Annotated in this window: 15 protein-coding genes and 2 pseudogenes; 15 read left to right on the forward strand and 2 right to left on the reverse strand. The window is 34.4% G+C overall.

The window, feature by feature from the left end; all coding sequences use genetic code 11:
* Nucleotides 1-6 precede the first annotated feature (6 nt).
* Together ACFQU5_RS13865 and ACFQU5_RS13870 are read right to left on the reverse strand one after the other, a co-directional pair.
* Nucleotides 7-417, reverse strand: coding sequence for a DoxX-like family protein (locus ACFQU5_RS13865; RefSeq protein WP_390289353.1), 411 nt, complete (start codon nucleotides 415-417; stop codon nucleotides 7-9).
* Nucleotides 399-908, reverse strand: a complete 510-nt coding sequence (locus ACFQU5_RS13870) for a hypothetical protein (RefSeq protein WP_390288719.1) — start codon at nucleotides 906-908, stop codon at nucleotides 399-401. Before ACFQU5_RS13870 ends, ACFQU5_RS13865 begins: the two co-directional genes overlap by 19 nt.
* A 420-nt stretch (nucleotides 909-1328) precedes the next feature.
* Between ACFQU5_RS13870 and ACFQU5_RS13875 the strand changes: the two genes are divergently transcribed.
* The 15 genes and pseudogenes from ACFQU5_RS13875 to ACFQU5_RS13945 all read left to right on the forward strand — a co-directional run bounded on the left by ACFQU5_RS13875 (nucleotide 1329) and on the right by ACFQU5_RS13945 (nucleotide 18539).
* Entirely contained in the window at nucleotides 1329-1727 is a 399-nt protein-coding gene (locus tag ACFQU5_RS13875) for an effector binding domain-containing protein (protein ID WP_390288721.1), read from the forward strand.
* A 349-nt stretch (nucleotides 1728-2076) separates the two neighbouring features.
* A complete protein-coding gene (locus ACFQU5_RS13880; protein WP_390289356.1) occupies nucleotides 2077-2352 on the forward strand; it encodes an ArsR/SmtB family transcription factor in 276 nt (91 codons plus the stop codon).
* 59 nt (nucleotides 2353-2411) lie between these two features.
* A complete protein-coding gene (locus tag ACFQU5_RS13885; protein WP_390288723.1) occupies nucleotides 2412-2795 on the forward strand; it encodes a VOC family protein in 384 nt (127 codons plus the stop codon).
* 263 nt (nucleotides 2796-3058) lie between these two features.
* Nucleotides 3059-3381, forward strand: a pseudogene (locus ACFQU5_RS13890) (GNAT family N-acetyltransferase); the annotation flags it as partial.
* 6 nt (nucleotides 3382-3387) lie between these two features.
* Nucleotides 3388-3596 (forward strand): annotated as a pseudogene (locus ACFQU5_RS13895) (phosphotransferase); the annotation flags it as partial.
* An 80-nt stretch (nucleotides 3597-3676) separates the two neighbouring features.
* Nucleotides 3677-3805, forward strand: a complete 129-nt coding sequence (locus ACFQU5_RS13900) for an NAD-dependent epimerase/dehydratase family protein (protein WP_390288725.1) — start codon at nucleotides 3677-3679, stop codon at nucleotides 3803-3805.
* An 820-nt stretch (nucleotides 3806-4625) separates the two neighbouring features.
* The gene (locus tag ACFQU5_RS13905) at nucleotides 4626-5831 is read left to right on the forward strand and encodes a CapA family protein (protein ID WP_390288727.1); all 1206 of its coding nucleotides are present in this window, start codon (nucleotides 4626-4628) and stop codon (nucleotides 5829-5831) included.
* A gap of 118 nt (nucleotides 5832-5949) precedes the next feature.
* The gene (locus ACFQU5_RS13910; protein WP_390288729.1) at nucleotides 5950-6159 is read left to right on the forward strand and encodes a hypothetical protein; all 210 of its coding nucleotides are present in this window, start codon (nucleotides 5950-5952) and stop codon (nucleotides 6157-6159) included.
* Between the two features lie 53 nt (nucleotides 6160-6212).
* On the forward strand, nucleotides 6213-7112 hold the full coding sequence (locus ACFQU5_RS13915; protein ID WP_390288731.1) for an alpha/beta hydrolase: 900 nt from the start codon (nucleotides 6213-6215) through the stop codon (nucleotides 7110-7112).
* Between the two features lie 146 nt (nucleotides 7113-7258).
* Nucleotides 7259-7714 carry a DUF2269 family protein gene (locus ACFQU5_RS13920; RefSeq protein WP_390288733.1) on the forward strand — a complete coding sequence of 152 codons (456 nt, stop codon included), beginning with the start codon at nucleotides 7259-7261 and terminating at the stop codon, nucleotides 7712-7714.
* Between the two features lie 294 nt (nucleotides 7715-8008).
* Nucleotides 8009-10966, forward strand: coding sequence for an EAL domain-containing protein (locus tag ACFQU5_RS13925; protein WP_390288735.1), 2958 nt, complete (start codon nucleotides 8009-8011; stop codon nucleotides 10964-10966).
* A 231-nt stretch (nucleotides 10967-11197) separates the two neighbouring features.
* On the forward strand, nucleotides 11198-13267 hold the full coding sequence (locus ACFQU5_RS13930; protein WP_390288737.1) for an EAL domain-containing protein: 2070 nt from the start codon (nucleotides 11198-11200) through the stop codon (nucleotides 13265-13267).
* A 39-nt stretch (nucleotides 13268-13306) separates the two neighbouring features.
* A complete protein-coding gene (locus ACFQU5_RS13935; RefSeq protein WP_390288739.1) occupies nucleotides 13307-16540 on the forward strand; it encodes a response regulator in 3234 nt (1077 codons plus the stop codon).
* Nucleotides 16541-16561: 21 nt separating this feature from the next.
* Complete coding sequence (locus ACFQU5_RS13940; RefSeq protein WP_390288741.1) at nucleotides 16562-17413, forward strand: CheR family methyltransferase; 852 nt, start codon at nucleotides 16562-16564, stop codon at nucleotides 17411-17413.
* A gap of 139 nt (nucleotides 17414-17552) precedes the next feature.
* Complete coding sequence (locus ACFQU5_RS13945; RefSeq protein ID WP_390288744.1) at nucleotides 17553-18539, forward strand: VanW family protein; 987 nt, start codon at nucleotides 17553-17555, stop codon at nucleotides 18537-18539.
* The last annotated feature ends 39 nt before the right edge of the window (nucleotides 18540-18578 follow it).

Here is an 18578-nt window from a genome sequence, read left to right on the forward strand (position 1 = left end):
TAATCCTCATCTCTTTCTCTTACAAGTAGTTGCTGAAGGTACATCTTTACTCATGAAAAAGCCTATTAGTGAAATAAACAATAGACTAATATTAAATGTTAAAGGATTAAAGGGGTGTGACAATGAACTTGGATTGGCTAATATGGCCGTTATGGCAAGAACGGGAAATACGATGATTTGCAAACCAAATAGATTTCTTTTCTTTTTATGTAACAGCCAGAATAAGCCTAAAATGACTTCGATTACTCCAATGACTTTTACTATCCAATAAGCCTGATCATAAGAAAATGGAATTAAATTTTTTACCATAGAAATCTCTTCAGGATGCGTATAGATGAGTTTCGGGATAAGTCCATGATAAATCCATATAAAGCAAAAAAGGACGGTGAAGAACCAGCTTACAAAAAACGCAAATATTGAGAGATTGGGCTTTCACCTTTTTCCATCCACCTCTTCAAAACATCGAAACTAAGGGCCGTTCCCCAACCAATCAGAGGACGAAACAGCAATCGATCCAACATTTGACCGAATCTGCCAAAAGGTACGTCATAGTCATACTGAGTTAAAAAAGTAATACCGTTTTCATTTGGTACATACTTCCAATATCCTTTTCCTTCTTTTATAGGGGATAGAGCATTATCTGTCCCAAAATGTAATGATGATGTTCTGGCACCAGATTTTCCTTCATGGCCACCAGAGGAAATCCCCCAGCCCTCTATTGTTTGACCGAATCCAAGATTTCGTTTATATGAAAAATGTTGAGGTTCATTTTCTTCTTTAGGCAAATACGTTATAGAAGAAAAACGTAGATCCCACTGTTCATGGAGATGCGGCGTTTGAGTTGCTCTCCATAGCTCATCCATTGCGGTATAAATTTCAATTTCGACATAAACGGGCTTGCGTTTCACTCTATCAATCCTCCAGTCAATATCATTTACAATCTTAGAGTAAATTTATTTGAGTTATAGAGTTGTATTATTTCATTATAGCCACCGAGAATACTTAAAAGTAAATAGCGCGTCGACAACTACGAATCCAATCAAAAATTATTAAGGAATAGCAAGAATAACGCTAATACTGAAAAAGCGTAATAAGCTATATAATTACGCAATCTCTTTTTATCTTTCAATTCTTTGCACCTACCATTGCTAGTTTAATAAAATCGTAATATTCTTCCTTTATTATACAAAAAAACTAAAAGGAGGGTGTGAAAATCCAATTTTATCTCAATCACATATTCATTTAGGTGCTATGGCATTGCATTATAAAAGGGAATTGGAAATTTATGTTGAATCTTTAACTACAGATATAAGAAGGGAAGGATAAGGATGAAATTAACAATCATAAAAAGTAGTAGAACGAATAATTTTAACGATGAGCATATGCTGCAAAAAATTTCAGATTTGTGGAAGGATGCTTCAGATACTCTTGTTAAACACGAAAACAATATATACGGTATCTATCATAATTATGAAAGTAATTATAAAGGGGATTATTCGTTAAGTATTGCGATTGAAAATAACGGTGAGGAGCCAGCTATAGTGATATCAGATTCCGGGAAATATGAAATATTCAGTGTTGATAAAGACGATCAACAAGGTGTATTCAATACTTGGAGTAAAATATGGGGTCAAGAGGAAACAGGTTCATTAAAACGGGCATACTCATATGATTTTGAAAAATACTACCCTAATGGAGATATTGAAATATATATAGCAGTAAAGTAATGAATTACGTTGCCTATGTATTGAACCCCAATAAAACTTCTGAAAGAAAAGGAGCTTTATAACAAATAGGGCAAACATCATGGCAAAGGCGCAGAAATTTAAAAGATATAATTTCTAGTATTAAGTTAAACCCCACTATTTTGATTCTTTAAAATAATAGGATATCTATTGGAACATAAAGTAATATATACTCGCAACTCTTTAGGTGACTGTTAATTGAATTTAGAATCTACAGACAATTATCACGAAAAATAAGTTTATTCCTTATATTTTCATCAAAGCTGTACTTTGGCACTTATCGATATCATTATGTTTGACACGCAACTACATAGTTGCTTATACTCGATGTATGAATTGGGACAAAGACGTTATATTTAAAGCACTTGGCGACTCGACTCGGAGGCTTATGTTAGATGAATTATCCAAATGCAGCGAGATGACCTTGTATGAACTTACGGTCCGCCTGATCATGAATCACAATCTCTCTACTTCTCGACAAGCGATAGCGAAACATCTTTCCGTATTAGAAGATGCAGGACTCGTGATCTCAAGTCGAAAAGGGAAATATCGAGTCATTATATTCAACAACGAACCACTTAAAAATTTGTTGAAGGGATGGATATAATTAAGAATAAATTCGGTAGTGAACTTCTGACTACCGTGGCTATCAAAGGAGGAAAAGAAATGGAAATCATTGTTACGAGTATATTCGTAGGAGACCAAGACAAGGCACTAAAATTTTATTCAGAAACGCTAGGATTTGTAAAAAAGCATGATGTTCCCTCTGGAGAGTTCAGATGGATAACCCTAGTTTCTCCTGAGAATTCAACTGGTACCGAGCTTTTACTAGAACCGAATAACCATCCAGCCGCAAAAGAGTATCAAGAGAGATTATTTGCTGAGGGTATCCCTGTAACAATGTTTGGGGTGAGTGATATTGACGCCGAGTACAACCGTTTAGTTGAAAAAGGCGTTAAGTTTACTATGAAGCCTACTAAAATGGGTAATATTAGTATAGCTGTATTCGACGATACATGTGGAAACCTTATTCAGATTATCCAACAGTAACCCTAGGGGATTAATCCTTTTAAATTTAGATTGACTTATGGTAATTCCAGTCTAACTTTTTTTTAGGACAGGGTTATATCTTTAAATATAAATTTAACATCTAGTAACGTTTGAAGTTTACTAAGCAAAAGTTGACGATCATTTATTGGTCATCAGCTTTTTTATTGTTCTACAGAATTCTCTTTAAAAAGAGGAATTCATCTCCTATTACCAGAGTAATTAATTAGATTGAGTTATTGGAAGGCAAGAAAAATGACACTTTAATCAGTAAAGAATTAAATAAATCCAACAAACTATATATTGAAGAAGAACTTTTTGGATTTAATTTAAAGCATTTTCCTCAAGATTTGAGAGGTAGATATGAAGAAATATGTCTATTTCTAAAAGATGATCACGGCAATGTTCGTGGCGGAATCCTGAGTGAGGTATGTTGGAATTGGCTGGAGATTCATACATTTATTATGGATGAAGATTTAAGGAACTCAGGGTATGGAACTAAATTAATAACCGAGATCGAGAAAATTGCTTTGTAAAAGAATGCGATTTCATAAAGGTAGATACGCTGAGTTTACAAGCATTGGACTTCTGAAAACCTGTACAACAAACCATGATTCATGGTCATTGTACAACAGATAATGTGTTTGTTTAAATGGTAACGTACAGCTTTTTATTGATGTGGGAGCTATGACTGTTGGTGACCCTCGTTATGATGAAGCATTAGCAATCCGAAAATTTATAAATAAGCCAGAATATTTAGCTGTTTTTTTGAAGAATACAAACGGGCTATATGAATTTTTCTAGATGATTAAGCCCTGCCGTTTGTAAAGGGTTTTGTAAATTTATAAGTGTTTTATCTTTATACTAGTAATTGAGGTGAACAGATGGAAGTTGCGATTGCTGGAGGTTCAGGCTTTATCGGAAATAAATTAACTCATCTTCTAATTAGCGACGGGCATGAGGTTGTTATTCTAACCAGGCAGGATAAACAAGCGTTGAAAACTATTTCGTAGTTTTTGCAAGTGATGAAATACTATTTGCCAAAGATTCCAACCTAAAATGTCTTTCATGCACGCGATGAAGGTCACTTTGGTAATGAATTACATTTAAAATGTCTTTCATAAGGTTGATGAAGGACCACTTGATAAAGATTTCATCGAAAAATGTCTTTCATAAGGTGCATGAAGACCAATTCGCTAAAGATTCCAACCTAAAATGTCTTTCATGCACGCGATGAAGGCCACTTTGGTAATGAATTACATTTAAAATGTCTTTCATAAGGTTGATGAAGGACCACTTGATAAAGATTTCATTGAAAAATGTCTTTCATAAGGTCCATGAAGACCAATTCGCTAAAGATTCCAACCTAAAATGTCTTTCATAGAGTTGATGAAGGACCAATAGATAAAGATTTCATTGAAAAATGTCTTTCATAAGGTCCATGAAGACCAATTTGCTAAAGATTCCAACCTAAAATGTCTTCATACATACGATGAAGGACAACTTGTCAAAGATTTCATTAAAAAATGTCTTTCACACTAGTAATAACCTCGAAAAACTATTTTTTCTTTTCCAACTTCTAAAAATTTAGTTTGGAGCATATATAGTATCACATAATATACTTTAATCCGCAGATTGTGTAGCTCCTTTTTTAATTTTATCTAAATATTTCTACAGCAAACATTCACGTCAAATCCCCGGCAAACTGTTCAAAGGCATCATCTAAAAGCCTTCTAAATTATTGTTATCTTTCCTAGCAAGAATTGTAAAAAGTTTAAAATCTGATAATATATGTATATTAATTAGAAGGGACATTTTTTGCAAAGGAGGTGAATGACAATACTTAAGAAGTACTTTCTATTGATTGGTTTATTAATTTTGGTTTTTTGTGTTGGTCATATCTTAACAACCCCAAATCAAAATCCTGAAATTGTGGAAGAAAATACTGTTGAAGAGGAGAATAGCTCCATAACTGTTGAAGAAATCGAAAAGCCTAAACCCAAAGTGTCAGAACATTTTTCAGCAACAATCTCGGCAATTGGGGATATATTAGCCCATAGCCCTGTTTATAAGGAAGCCTATATCGGAAATGATCAATATGATTTTTCGGATATGTTTACACAAGTGAGACCATACATAGAAAGGGCCGATATTACTGTTGCAAATAGTGAAAGTATTATCGGCGGGCAGGGGCTAGGAATCTCAAGCTATCCGCAATTCAATAGTCCATTTGAATTAGCCGACGCATTAAAAAACATTGGGGTAGATGTAGTAAATATGGCAAATAATCATACGTTAGATCGTGGAGAACAAGCAATCATAAATGCAACGAACTACTGGAAGGAGTTAGGGATAGAGTATATTGGTGCCGCTACGAGCTATGAAGAATCGCAGGAAATCAAAACTTTAACAGTAAATAATATAACTTTTTCTTTTTTAGCCTATACTTATGGGACGAATGGTTTAGAAGTGCCGGAAGGAAAAGACTATCTACTTCGCTATATAGATGAAGATAGTATGATTCAAGATATTCAAAGGGCAAGAGAAATCTCTGATCTTGTAGTTTTAAATTTACATATTGGCGATGAGTACAGTCGATCACAAAATGAGTACCAAGAAAAAATTGCCCAATTAGCAGCAGATAACGGTGTTCATATTATTTTTGCCCATCATCCACATGTGTTACAGCCTGCTAAATGGTATACAGGTGTAAAAGGAAATCAAACATTTGTCATTCACTCCTTAGGGAATTTTCTATCCTCACAGGATAAATTATATCGACAAATTGGTGCCGTAATTGAATTAGAAGTAGAAAAAACAGTTTCCTACGATGAACATGGCAATGCCCAAACATTAATTGAGGTGAAAAATCCAAAGTTATTACCAACTTATGTGAAATTTGCGAATTGGAAGGACTTCGAGATTATTCCAATGTATCAATTAACAAACGAAAGCTTGCCGAATGCTGCAGCAATTTATGATGAAATTAAACAGCATATGTCACAATACGTTCCAAACCTAGAATTTATTGAATCATAATGCTAATTTATCGAACCAAGTTAGAAGGAATTATCCTTTTTAGCTTGGTTTTTCTATTCATAGAGCCACTTCACTTGGTTATGTTAATTAGTAAGAAACTTTAGGAGCGAATCCATCCATGCAAGAATATAAAGTGACTTATTTTTTTGACGAGCAACACTATGTAAGAAGATTTATTCATGTCGAATCACAAGAAAAAGCAGAAGAAATCGTACAAAAGGAAAGAGATCAATACATTGAATTTACTGATAGTCGAGGAATTTATCACGAATTAAACACAAAGAATGTTCGAGTGACTCAAATCTCGGCTTATCACCGTAAGAAATAATATTTTTAACCATTTTAAACGATTTATACATCATAAATGAAGGGAGTTAGCCTATGCCATTACACCATTATATTGAACAATTTTTCCAACAAAATTTAGAAGCTAGAAGTAAAGGTATTCCTTTCGAAAATCCTCCAATAGACAAAAGGCCAAAAGTATTGAACGTAGAGGACCGGACAATTGAGGGAGAGTCACATCAGATTCCTGTTAGAATATACACGCCTGATGATGAAGTGGATTTTTATCCTCTTTTTGTCTTTTTTCACGGTGGGGGATTTATACAAGGTAGTTTAGAATCCCATGACGTCTCCTGTCGATTGCTTTGCCAGCTTTCAGGTTTTAAAGTGATCTCCGTCGATTATCGGTTGAGCCCAGAACATCCAGCTCCAGCAGCATTAAGTGATTGCTACACTGTTACAAAATGGGTGGTCGATCATGCCAGTGAACTTGGCGGTCGTCAAGATCAAGTTGTTGTAGGAGGTCCGAGTGCGGGTGGAAACTTAGCAACAGTCGTCGCATTAAAATCAATTGATACAAAGGATTTCCATTTGGCTAAACAAATCCTTCATTATCCGATTATGGATATTGATGTAACGATAAAAGGAAGCGATTTTCAATCGAGAGAACTGTATAACGCAAAATATGGCGTTGATATTACTAAAAGCTCTGCTGATTTACTTCACAACGAACAGGCAAATAAGCATTATGTTTCACCTCTGTCTACGGATAGAAAAACCCTTTCACAAATGCCGAAAACATTAATCTTTACAGCGGAATATGACCCACTTTGCGATGAAGGGGAACTTTACGCAGAGAAATTAAAAGAAGCGGGTGTGGATGTAAAACTTGTACGATTTGATGGTGGTATTCATGGATTTATGCAAAACTTTCCAGGGTCGCCTGATTATATGCGGGGATATGACATTACAAGTGAATTTTTAATAAGTGATTAGTTCGAAGCAGTACGATTTCCAAATAGGATTCGTGCTGCTTTTTCTAAAAATAATTGAATTTTTGTTTAAATCAATGTGTTCGAGAAATTTTTTAGCCTTCCCAAACGTATACATACTGTATCTGTTAGGAAGGTGTGTGATTAGAATTGGATATCCTCTTCAAAACATTACTGTTACTTCATATTCTAGGAGCTATTTGTGGACTAGGAGCAACATTTGCTTCTCCTATAATCATGAAGAGTGCCCGTAATGTGAAAAGTGCATTTACTGCACATATGGTAAACGAGAAAATCGAAAAACTAGCAAAAATCGGGAGTATTATATTATTAGTTTCAGGTCTGGTAATGGCGTTTATTCATCCGTATCTATTTACAACTGGCTGGTACATAACTTCAATCGTTTTATACATTATGACACAACCAATCGTAGCTTATTTATTACCGAGATATGAAAGAGCTATGCTTGAAATACTAGAACAAGCAAATGGTGAAGATTTGCCGAGTGAGTATATTCAAATCGCTAATAAAACGAAACCATTGACGTTAACAACTTATTTCTTATTAGTCCTACTCGTATTCTTAATGGTCTTTAAACCTTTTTAAGATGTGTCCCAAAGCTATACTTTGGGGCATTTTTTATTTGCAATATTTGGGAATAAGATTAAAAATTCACCTAAAAAAATTAACCCTCCTATGGATATTTTATGAATAGAACTGTTAATAGAAGGATTAGTTTAAAAATAGGAATAGGTTCCTATTAAAAATAAGAATTACCGGTGATATGTAAAATTTCTAACAAGGTCTATCATGAAATTATTCTAGTAATTGAAATTTTTTACAACTATAGGACGACTATAAAATTCTTAACAAGCTAATTTTTAGATTAGGAGGAAACTTATGGGATTTTCAATCTTACCAAATATGAAAAGAAATAAAAATAACCAATCCACCCCAACGAATGAAAGCAATAATTTCTCAAACAACTTGAACTTCAATACTATCTTTAGTAAACATCCAGATGCAGTATTTACATTAACACTTGACGGTAAAATCAGCCTTTATAATCAATCATTACTTTCTATTTTCGGCTACTCAGAAAATACTATAAATTCCGACTTTAGCAAACTGTTCTTTCACAAAGATATTAAGAAAAAATTTAAACTGGCTCTAAGTGGCGAGGCACAAAGTTTTTTTGAGATTGTTCAACATAAGAATGGATATGAAGTGAATGTGGGGCTTACGCTTGTACCTTACATGAATAACGAAAAAGAAGTAACCTCAATTTATGGAATGGCAAAAGATATTACTCAATATGTCGAACATGAACAAAAAATTCAAAATATTGTTAACAAATTAGAGTTAGCTCAAAGCTGTGGGAATATTGGATCATGGGACTATGATATCGAAAAGGACGAGATTTATTGGTCGAATCAGCTTTATATTATTTGTGGCAGGGAAATAGAGGAAAATTTCACGCCTAAAATCGCTGAAGGACTCACATATGTTCATCCTAGTGATCGTGCAAAATATTTAACTTATTTTAATGGAGTGATAGAAAGTGGCAAAGGAGATACACTCGAATATCGTGTTCTTCGTAAGGATCTTACAATACGTTATGTCTATGAAAGAATTTCAGTAGTAAAAGATTATGCAAATAAACCGATTCGCTTAATTTGCAATACACAAGATATTACAGATAGAAAATTGGCTGAAAAAGAACTTTTAGAAACCGAACAAAGATTTGAGCATATCTATGATAATTTATCTCTCGGTATTCGATCTTATGATACGGTGCACGATAAAATAACGCTTGTAACACCAGGCATTGAATTAATCCTAGGCTATCCAGCAGAAATATTTTACGAAAAAAGCAAGTTTGAAAAATTGATTCATCCAGAAGATCAAACCTTCTATATTCAATCATATAACAAGGTATTAAAAGGCATAGGCATTGAAATACAGTATCGAGTCATTCATAAAAATGGTGAAATTATATGGGTCCATGACAAAACGCTCCCGGTTTTAAATGAAAATGGACAAGTAATTCGAATTGATGGAATTATCACCGATATTACTGAACAAAAAAACTATGAAGAGAAAGTCAATCAATTAGCTTTCTATGACAACCTAACTAATTTACCAAATAGTATCTTGTTTAACCAGGAAATAGATCGCCTAATAAAAAAAGCTGCCCGTTTTACCGTCATGTTTCTAGATTTAGACCGATTTAGAAATATTAACAATACACTCGGCCATGAAATAGGAGACATTATATTAAAACAATTTTGTGAAAGAGTAAATAATTTACTAAATGGCTCCTACTTGTTTTCCAGACTAGGAGGCGACGAATTTGGATTAATATTGTGGGACTATAATGAGCGCAAATATCCTGAATCAGTTGCCAAAAAAATAATCGACCATTTAAGCACCCCTTTTTTGGCAAAAGAATTTGAACTTTACTTATCGGCGAGTATTGGGATCAGTGAATGTCCAACAAACGGAGAGTCAACAATCGAAATATTGAAAAATACGAGCTCGGCAGTGTTACGAGCAAAACAAAATGGCAAAAATAACTATCATATCTATTCACCAACTTTGAATATTTCTTCCTTCAAAACATTTGAGTTGGAGAGGGATTTAAGAAAATCCATCGTGAATAATGAATTAGTTCTTCATTTCCAACCAAGAGTAGATGTTAAAACAGGAAAACTATTAAGTGCGGAGGCATTAATTCGCTGGCAGCATCCAGTTTGGGGCTTAGTATCGCCAGGTGAATTTATTCCGATTGCCGAGGAAAGTGGCTTCATAAACGAAATTAGTGATTGGGTTTTTAAAGAAGTTTGTCGTTCAATCCACAATTGGAAAAAAGAAAAATTACAGGTAGTACCGATTTCCATTAATATCCCTTCCCAAAGGTTACTAAAAAGTGATTGGGTAACTTTAATTCTATCCATTTTAAATGAATATGATATTGAAGCTTCCTTAATTGAGTTTGAAATTACAGAAACAACATTGATACAGCATGAGAAGGAAGTAGAGTTTGCCATTCAATTTTTGAAAGAACTTGGCATTAAAATCGCGTTGGACGATTTCTGCACAGGCTTTTCTTCGATGGCACATATTACCGAATTCTCTATCGATACCATTAAAATAGATCGAACATTTATTCAACATATCAAGAAAGACAAAAAAGTAGAAATTATTATTAAATCCCTTATTTTTATGGCTAAAGGATTGAATATGAATATTGTAGCCGAAGGAGTTGAAACAGTAGAACAGCTCGAATTTTTAAGGCTGCAAGAATGTAATGAAGTCCAAGGCTATCTATTTAGTGAAGCCGTACCAAAGGATAAATTTCAACTATTTTTAGAAGTGGCGTTCTTAAAACCAAAAAATCATGATAATGATCAGGAACAAGTCGAACGAAGATTGTTTTATAGAATCGATTTGTTGTTGCCGTTAAGAAGCAAAATGACTTTGACATCTTTCCAAGGCAGAAGTGTAAAATTAGGAAAAACGGAAGTGGTGATCGATAATATAGGTCCAGGCGGTCTAAAAATCACTTCCAATATGAAATTACCCGTTCGACCAGATGTGGTGTACCAATTTGAGACAACATTGTTAAACCAGGGTGTTGGTGTTAATGGAAACATTGTTTGGAAGAATGAAGTGAAGGATGGTTTCTTTGAATACGGAGTTAAATTCTCAATAAATGAAAAAGAGAGAGACCAATTACTAAAAATATTAGACATATTCCGGGCTGAATTTAAAAATAATCAAGTAGTTTCAGAGTGTGATTTCGTACATGGAGATAAATATTACTACTTGAAAAAAATAGTTAATAGTATCAGCTGAAATTTTGTATTTAAGATATCTGATTACATTATATAGAATTGTTTAGATTCATGTACTAAAGTTATTTTGCCTTCTGAAAATCCCAGCACCTAAGTGTGTTGCTTTAGTCCTGCTCATCAGGCTAATTCTTGTTGTTAACCGGGATTTTTAATCTCCCCATGCCTATTAATATTATGGTATTCTTATACTACGAAAGTATTAGGATTCTATATGAAAGAATGGGGAGAATATATGAATCAAGAAGAAAGAATAAATATCTTATTAGTAGATGATAGACCAGAAAATCTATTAGCTTTGGAAGCTATCATTGAGAGAGATGAATATAATTTAGTTAAAGCGTATTCAGGAGAAGAAGCACTTAAGTATTTATTGAAGTATGATTTTGCAGTAATCCTTCTTGATGTTCAGATGCCCGGGATGGATGGATTTAGTACTGCAAAAATTATTAAAGCAAGGGAAAAAACAAAGCATATACCAATCCTTTTCATTACAGCAAATAATTTAGATTCAGAGCATATCTTTATGGGCTATTCTGTGGGTGCCATTGATTATATTTTGAAACCTTTTGATCCCCTTATTCTAAAATCAAAAGTTGAAAGATTTATAGAACTCTACTTATTAAATAAAAAAATCACCTTACAATCCAAAAGTTTGGAAGAAAAGAATAAAATGATAGAATATATAGCCTATCATGATGGTTTAACCAATTTACCGAATCGCAGAATGTTCCATGATGTCATGCTTCAAACACTCATCAAAGCCAAGCAGAATAACGAAACCATTGGATTAATGTATTTGGATTTAGACCGTTTTAAGTCAGTTAACGATTCTCTTGGTCATGTGATAGGGGATAAGCTCCTGCAATTGGTTTCTAAGAGACTTCTTGGTTCGATAAGGGACACTGACTTTGTAGCTCGAATTGGCGGTGATGAATTTGTCATTCTTCTTTCAGATAGTAATCGTGAAGAATGCCTAGAAGTTGCTGAAGCGTTATTAAATAGCTTTAAAAACCCTTTTTATATTGATAGTTTCGAGTTTTATATGACAACTTGTATTGGTCTTGCTATTTTTCCTTATGATGGAGAGGATTCAAATACCTTAATGAAAAATGCAGATGCAGCTCTCTATCGTGCAAAAGAACAAGGGAAAAATAAATATAAGGTTTACCACTCCGGCATGAATATTGAATCTTATCGAAAATTCTTGATGCAAAACGAGTTAAGAAAGGCAATTGAACTGGATCAATTTTCACTTGTCTATCAGCCTAGAATAGAATTAAAGACTGGCAAGATTGTAAATGCGGAAGCCCTTATTAGATGGCATCATCCGACTTGGGGAGTTGTTAGGCCAGATGTTTTTATCGCGATTGCCGAGGAATCCAATATTATTTATGAAATGGATCAGTGGGTTTTAAAAACGGTTTGCAAGCAAATTAATAGTTGGAAGGATAGTCTACTTCTTCCTATAAAAATATCAGTCAATTTTAGTGCGCAGCATTTCTTGCAACGAAATTTATTGGAGCATATGAAAGTAATTCTAGATGATTCCAACGTTGAGGCATCCCAGTTAGAAATAGAAATTACCGAAACCGCACTTTTACAAAACGAGGATATTGTCAAACAGACATTACAGCAAATAAAAGAGCTTAACATTCAAATTGCACTGGATGATTATGGGACTGGCTATTCATCTATTAATTATTTAAGAGCATTTCCTTTCGATACGATTAAAATCGATAAATCCTATATTCAAGAAATAACGAATCCTCAAAAAAATAGCCGGATTATCGTTGAATCTATTATTTCTTTAGTAAAAAATTTAGGTTTCCGCGTTGTAGCTGAAGGTGTGGAAACAGACGAACAACTCAGACTGTTAAAAACTATGCAATGTGATGAGATCCAAGGCTACATTTATAGTCAGCCATTATCACCAGATGAATTTATTGAATTTATTGAAAAACAGAGCCTTGAAAGCAGACTCAGTGCCCCACAAAATAATAAAAATATAGATAACGTTATCATCTTAGATAAAAATGAAGAGATGGGCATCAACAAAACACTTATTGAGCTGGCAATTCAAAAAATTAAAAAGAAAAATTTGCTTTCTACTCGGGAAGTGGATGTCTTTTCACTAATTGTTGAGGGTTTAAGCAACAAGGAAATCTCAGAGAAATTGTTTATTAGTGAACACACAGTTAAAAATCATATTACAAACATCCTTTCAAAGTTAAATGTTTCTGATCGCGTTCAAGCAATCGCTTTAGTCTACGAAACATGTATTAACGAAAAGAAAGTTAGGTAGGTTAATTTGTTTTATAGAGTTTTGAATGGAGCGCAAAGCATGAAAATAAAGACAAAAATGTTATTGGCATTATCAACACTTCCTATTTTACTTTTAGTTGTCCTTGTTAGTGGATGGTTCCAAATATCTCATTTAAATAAAACGAGTGATGGGATCCAAAAGAGTTTTGATTCATCAGTACTAGCAAGTACAATTCGAGCAGATATAAAAGACCAAGGGATGTATTTACGAAATCTAATCATCTATACAGATGAAAATGCTATTAATGAAGAGATTGCTAAAATAGAAGTTGAGTCAGAGAATGTTCAGCGAAATATACAAACCTTGGAACAATATGCTTCAAATGATACGCAGAAGCAAATAGTCAGCAAATTAATAAATGTTAACAATGATTTTGAGATTTATAAAAATCAAATGATTGCGCTAATTAATGCTAATAAAGAACAAGAAGCAAAAATACTAATCGATGAAAGCTCTGAGCAGCTCCATGAAAACTTTACTCTTGTCTTAAGAGAAATTTCATCAGCATATGATGAGGAATTAGAGAATTCTTTGATGACAATGGTAGAGAATACTCAGAGAGAAACAACTATGATTTCCATCGTATTAGCTGCTGGGATCATCATCATTATGGCAATTATTTTAAATCAGGTATTTTCATATACAAAACGAATTACCACTATGTCTAAAGTCATGAAAAATATAGCGGCTGGGAAAATGAGTTTAACGACGAAAATTGAGGTAATATCAAATGATGAGTTTGATCAAGTAGCTAACTCCTTTAACCAAATGACAGATACTTTAGATAAACAAATTGCGTTGGAGAAAGAATTGACATGGAAGAAGTCAAATATAGCAGAAATTTCTTCGAGCATTACTGGCACGCGTGACCTAAATGATTTAGGGAAAAAATTGCTTTCTAAAGTAGTGCCGTTAGTAGAATCCAACTTTGCAGTATTATATGTTAAAGACACACAAAACAATGGCCAATTTAATTTAGTTTCGACTTTTGCATTAAAAGACTTACAATCAGTGAAGAAAACTATTCTATTTGGTGAAGGGTTACTTGGACAAGCGATTGTTGAGAAAAGACCCATAGTTCTTACCGATGTGCCATCTGATTATCTTCGTATATCCTCGGCTCTTGGTGAAACATCCCCTGTGGAAGTAGTCATCTTACCAATACTGTTTGAAGGAGAAGTAAATGCGGTGCTCGAAATAGCTTCTCTAAAGTCTATAGGCAACAGGCATCGTGACTTCTTGGATGAATTGGTATCGAATTTAGGGATTGTTTTAGAGAGTGTAATGAGGCGAATACAGTTAGCTAGATTACTTGAAGAATCTCAAACACTTATGGAAGAAGTTCAAGCTCAATCCGAAGAATTACAGAATCAACAAGAAGAATTAAGAGCAACCAATGAAGAATTGGAAGAACAAACGCAAAGTTTACGCCAATCTGAGATTAAATTACAAATGCAGCAAGAGGAATTAGAGCAAACAAATGCAGAATTACAGGAAAAAGCAAAAAGTCTTGAGAAACAAAATGTGAAGTATGAAGAAGCCAATCAAATTGTTGAGCAAGCTAGAAAAGAGCTGGAAGTCAAAGCAGAGCAGCTAACCTTAAGTTCAAAATACAAATCAGAGTTTTTGGCCAATATGTCTCATGAATTGCGCACCCCTTTAAATAGTTTGATTATTTTATCAAAATTATTAGCGGATAATCCAAGTCAAACCTTATCTGAAAAACAAGTGGAGTATGCAAAAACGATTTATTCGTCTGGAAATGACCTATTGATTTTGATTAATAATATTTTAGATTTAGCGAAAATTGAGTCCGGAAAAACGGAAATCATACCGAATGAAATGTCAATCCAGGACTTAGTTGAATTCGTCGAAAATAATTTTGCAGCCATTGCAGAGAATCAAAAAATCAACTTTCAGGTGAAAGTCCAAGAGGATATCCAACCGACTATATACAGCGATCAAATACGTATTCAACAAGTATTGAAAAATCTCTTGTCCAACGCATTCAAATTTACACCTAGTGGAGATGTATGCCTACATATTTCAGTAGATTTATATAAAAGCCGTAAATACAGTAAACCAATTTTTGCGTTTTCAGTTGTTGATACTGGAATAGGGATTTCAAAGGATAAACTGGATTTAATTTTTGAAGCTTTCCAGCAAGCAGACGGAACAACTAGTCGAAAATACGGAGGTACAGGATTAGGTTTATCAATTAGTAGAGAAATTGCGACCCTTTTAGGTGGAGAAATTGATGTAGAAAGTGAAGAAGGAAAGGGAAGTAGATTTACGTTCTATGTCGGTGATTTCGAGGCACAACAAGCAGAAAAGTCAGTCACTAGTTCTCAAGAAGTGGCAGCTACAGCTCTAGATCATGGCACTGAACTTTTACAATATAAGGTGCCAACGATTAGTAGCCCATTACCCCACGAAAATATGATTACAAGTCATATCAAACGGTTATTAATCGTAGACGATGACCTTCACCAACGAAACAGCTTAATGGAGCTAATTGGCAACATGGACTTCATAATCAAAGCCGTTTCATCAGGTAAAGAAGCAATCGAAACACTAAAAGTGGAAGCAATCGATTGTATCATACTGGATTTGGGCTTACTAGATACGAACGGCTTCGATTTATTAGCGCTAATAAAAAATAATGAAGCAAATCAGCATATTAATGTCTTTATTTACACAGGACGTGAACTCACAAGTAAAGAAGAAATGGAGTTAAATAAATATGCTCATACAATTATCATAAAAAACGAGCATTCTCCTGAAAGATTAGTTGCCGAGCTTGAAGATTATTTAAATGGTTCATTTGAGCAGCCTGAGATTCCAGATATGGGGAATCAACAAGTTCAGTCCAATCAAGTTCTGATAGGAAAGAAAATTTTACTTGTCGATGATGATATCCGAAATGTCTTTGCCTTGTCGAGTGTGCTTGAAATGGCCGGCATGACTGTTGTATTTGCAGAGAACGGATTAGAAAGCCTGTCTATGTTAGACGCACATCCGGATGTGGATCTTGTACTAATGGATATTATGATGCCTGAAATGGATGGATACGAAGCAATTACAAAAATTCGCGAAACGCCGCTTCACAAAGAACTGCCTGTAATTGCACTCACTGCAAAAGCGATGAAGGAAGACCGCGAAAAATGTCTTGAAATAGGTGCATCAGATTATATTGCAAAACCTGTAGAGCCCGACCAATTAATTTCTCTTATAAAAGTATGGTTATATTAAGCTAAAGGGGTAAGAAAATCTATGGACCAATTGACTTTACCAAACCATGATAAGAGAGATGATCTTGAAAAATTGGAGATCTACCTTCTCCTGGAAGGCATTTATTTAAAATATGGATATGATTATCGGGACTATGCTTATCCTTCCATACGTAGGCGAGTGTGGCATCGAGTCCATGGAGAAAAATTGACAACAATCTCTAGCTTATTAGATAAGGTGCTGCATGATTCGACCTGTTTTGAAAGGTTAATAGCTGACTTTTCCATTAATGTTACGGAAATGTTCCGAGATTCTTTATTTTTCAAAGCGTTTAAAGAAAATGTAGTCCCTTTATTAAAAACATATCCTTCTATTCGTATATGGCACGCCGGTTGTTCAACTGGGGAAGAGGTATACTCAATGGCCATCCTTCTTCATGAAGTTGGACTTTATGATAAAACGAAAATATATGCAACAGATATTAATACAAATGTCTTAAAAACAGCAAAAAATGGATGTTTCTCATTGGAGCATATGAAAAAGTACACAAATAATTATTTGCAAGCCGGTGGCGAACAAGCATTTTCAGATTATTATAAAGTCACTGATGCAGGTGTGAAGTTTCATTCGTATTTAACGGAAAACGTTGTATTTGCCCAACATAATCTTGTTACGGATCGTTCATTTAATGAATTTCATGTAATACTTTGCCGCAATGTATTAATTTACTTTAACAAAGACTTACAAAATAAGGTGCATAATCTTTTCTATAATAGTTTAGGGAAATTTGGCGTACTGTGCCTAGGCAACAAAGAATCCCTCAACTACACAAGCTACTATAAGTTATATGAAGAGATTAGCTCCTCACAAAAGATTTATAAAAAAACCAAATAATAATTTAACTTAGCTCGAAAATGCACTTAAGTGCATTTTCGAGTTTTTTTAAGTAGCCAGCCCCAAAATTTGAGTCATTTTCATCTCCTGATGAATACACTAATAAGTGGTGAAGATTGTCGAATTAGGAGGCGTGTAAGTGAAGATAGTTTCTATTTTCGTTATGTTCATTTTAATGGTTGGGTGCAGCGACAGAACACTTAATGAACAACAAATCCAGGGAAGTACTCCTGGAATAGACAGTCTTGAGGAACTAGTCGAAGTGGATACTCAAATTGAAGAACAGATTGCAGTGGAAGAAAAGCCGACATATTTAATTAGTCTCATTGACCCGAATACTGAAGAAATTATTGCTTCAATATCACCGGTAGATCTAGGGTTTTATACAGATTATTCTTCATATCAACAGAAAATAGAACTACTCGCTAAAGACTTGGCTCGCGGTACGGAATCAAGTGAGGGCTATGACCAACGGATGCACCTAGATCAAGTGAATGAACATGGTGACCTTATGGAAGGTACTCCTATGCGTGTACTAAAAGAAAGTGAGCTAATTGAAAGGATTCTTGCTGTTTCCCCAGAAGGAGGAAATGTTGAATTACCACTTTATTTAACTGAAACTGGCTATGACCGTACTAAGTTTGACACTCTTGATGAGGTGATTCTAGCATCTTATACTACCTACTTTGATAGTTCTGTTATTGGTCGAACACATAACATCAACCAATCATCCGATGCCATATCAAATGTAGTTGTTGGGGTAGGTGACTATTTTTCATTCAATACAACTGTTGGTCCAAGAACAAAGGAAACAGGCTATCAAGAAGCACTGGAAATCATCAATGGCGAATTTGTACCAGGAATTGGTGGGGGAATTTGTCAGACTTCTTCAACTCTTTTTAACGCAGTAGATCAAATAGGTGTTTCATATGTTGAAAGACATCATCATTCCCGTGATATTGGATATGTACCAAAGGGAAGGGATGCCACGGTCTCCTATGGTACACTTGATTTTAGATTCCAGAATACAAGCGGGTTCCCTTTTATGATTGTTTCCACAACTTCTGAAAATTCAATAACAGTCGAGATTCGAACTTCACAGGAATATGCCAAACAAATCGATTAGCAGGACTCTCAAGTAGACACTTAAAACGTGTCTATTTTT

The sequence above is a fragment of the Ureibacillus sp. GCM10028918 genome, assembly GCF_042666115.1.
In the GTDB taxonomy this organism is placed as follows: domain Bacteria; phylum Bacillota; class Bacilli; order Bacillales_A; family Planococcaceae; genus Ureibacillus.

Coding starts and splice junctions, on each gene's coding strand:
- ACFQU5_RS13875 (WP_390288721.1), top strand. CDS start 1,329: ATGAAATTAACAATCATAAAAAGTAGTAGAACGAATAATTTTAACGAT.
- ACFQU5_RS13880 (WP_390289356.1), top strand. CDS start 2,077: ATGAATTGGGACAAAGACGTTATATTTAAAGCACTTGGCGACTCGACT.
- ACFQU5_RS13885 (WP_390288723.1), top strand. CDS start 2,412: ATGGAAATCATTGTTACGAGTATATTCGTAGGAGACCAAGACAAGGCA.
- ACFQU5_RS13900 (WP_390288725.1), top strand. CDS start 3,677: ATGGAAGTTGCGATTGCTGGAGGTTCAGGCTTTATCGGAAATAAATTA.
- ACFQU5_RS13905 (WP_390288727.1), top strand. CDS start 4,626: ATGACAATACTTAAGAAGTACTTTCTATTGATTGGTTTATTAATTTTG.
- ACFQU5_RS13910 (WP_390288729.1), top strand. CDS start 5,950: ATGCAAGAATATAAAGTGACTTATTTTTTTGACGAGCAACACTATGTA.
- ACFQU5_RS13915 (WP_390288731.1), top strand. CDS start 6,213: ATGCCATTACACCATTATATTGAACAATTTTTCCAACAAAATTTAGAA.
- ACFQU5_RS13925 (WP_390288735.1), top strand. CDS start 8,009: ATGGGATTTTCAATCTTACCAAATATGAAAAGAAATAAAAATAACCAA.
- ACFQU5_RS13930 (WP_390288737.1), top strand. CDS start 11,198: ATGAATCAAGAAGAAAGAATAAATATCTTATTAGTAGATGATAGACCA.
- ACFQU5_RS13935 (WP_390288739.1), top strand. CDS start 13,307: ATGAAAATAAAGACAAAAATGTTATTGGCATTATCAACACTTCCTATT.
- ACFQU5_RS13940 (WP_390288741.1), top strand. CDS start 16,562: ATGGACCAATTGACTTTACCAAACCATGATAAGAGAGATGATCTTGAA.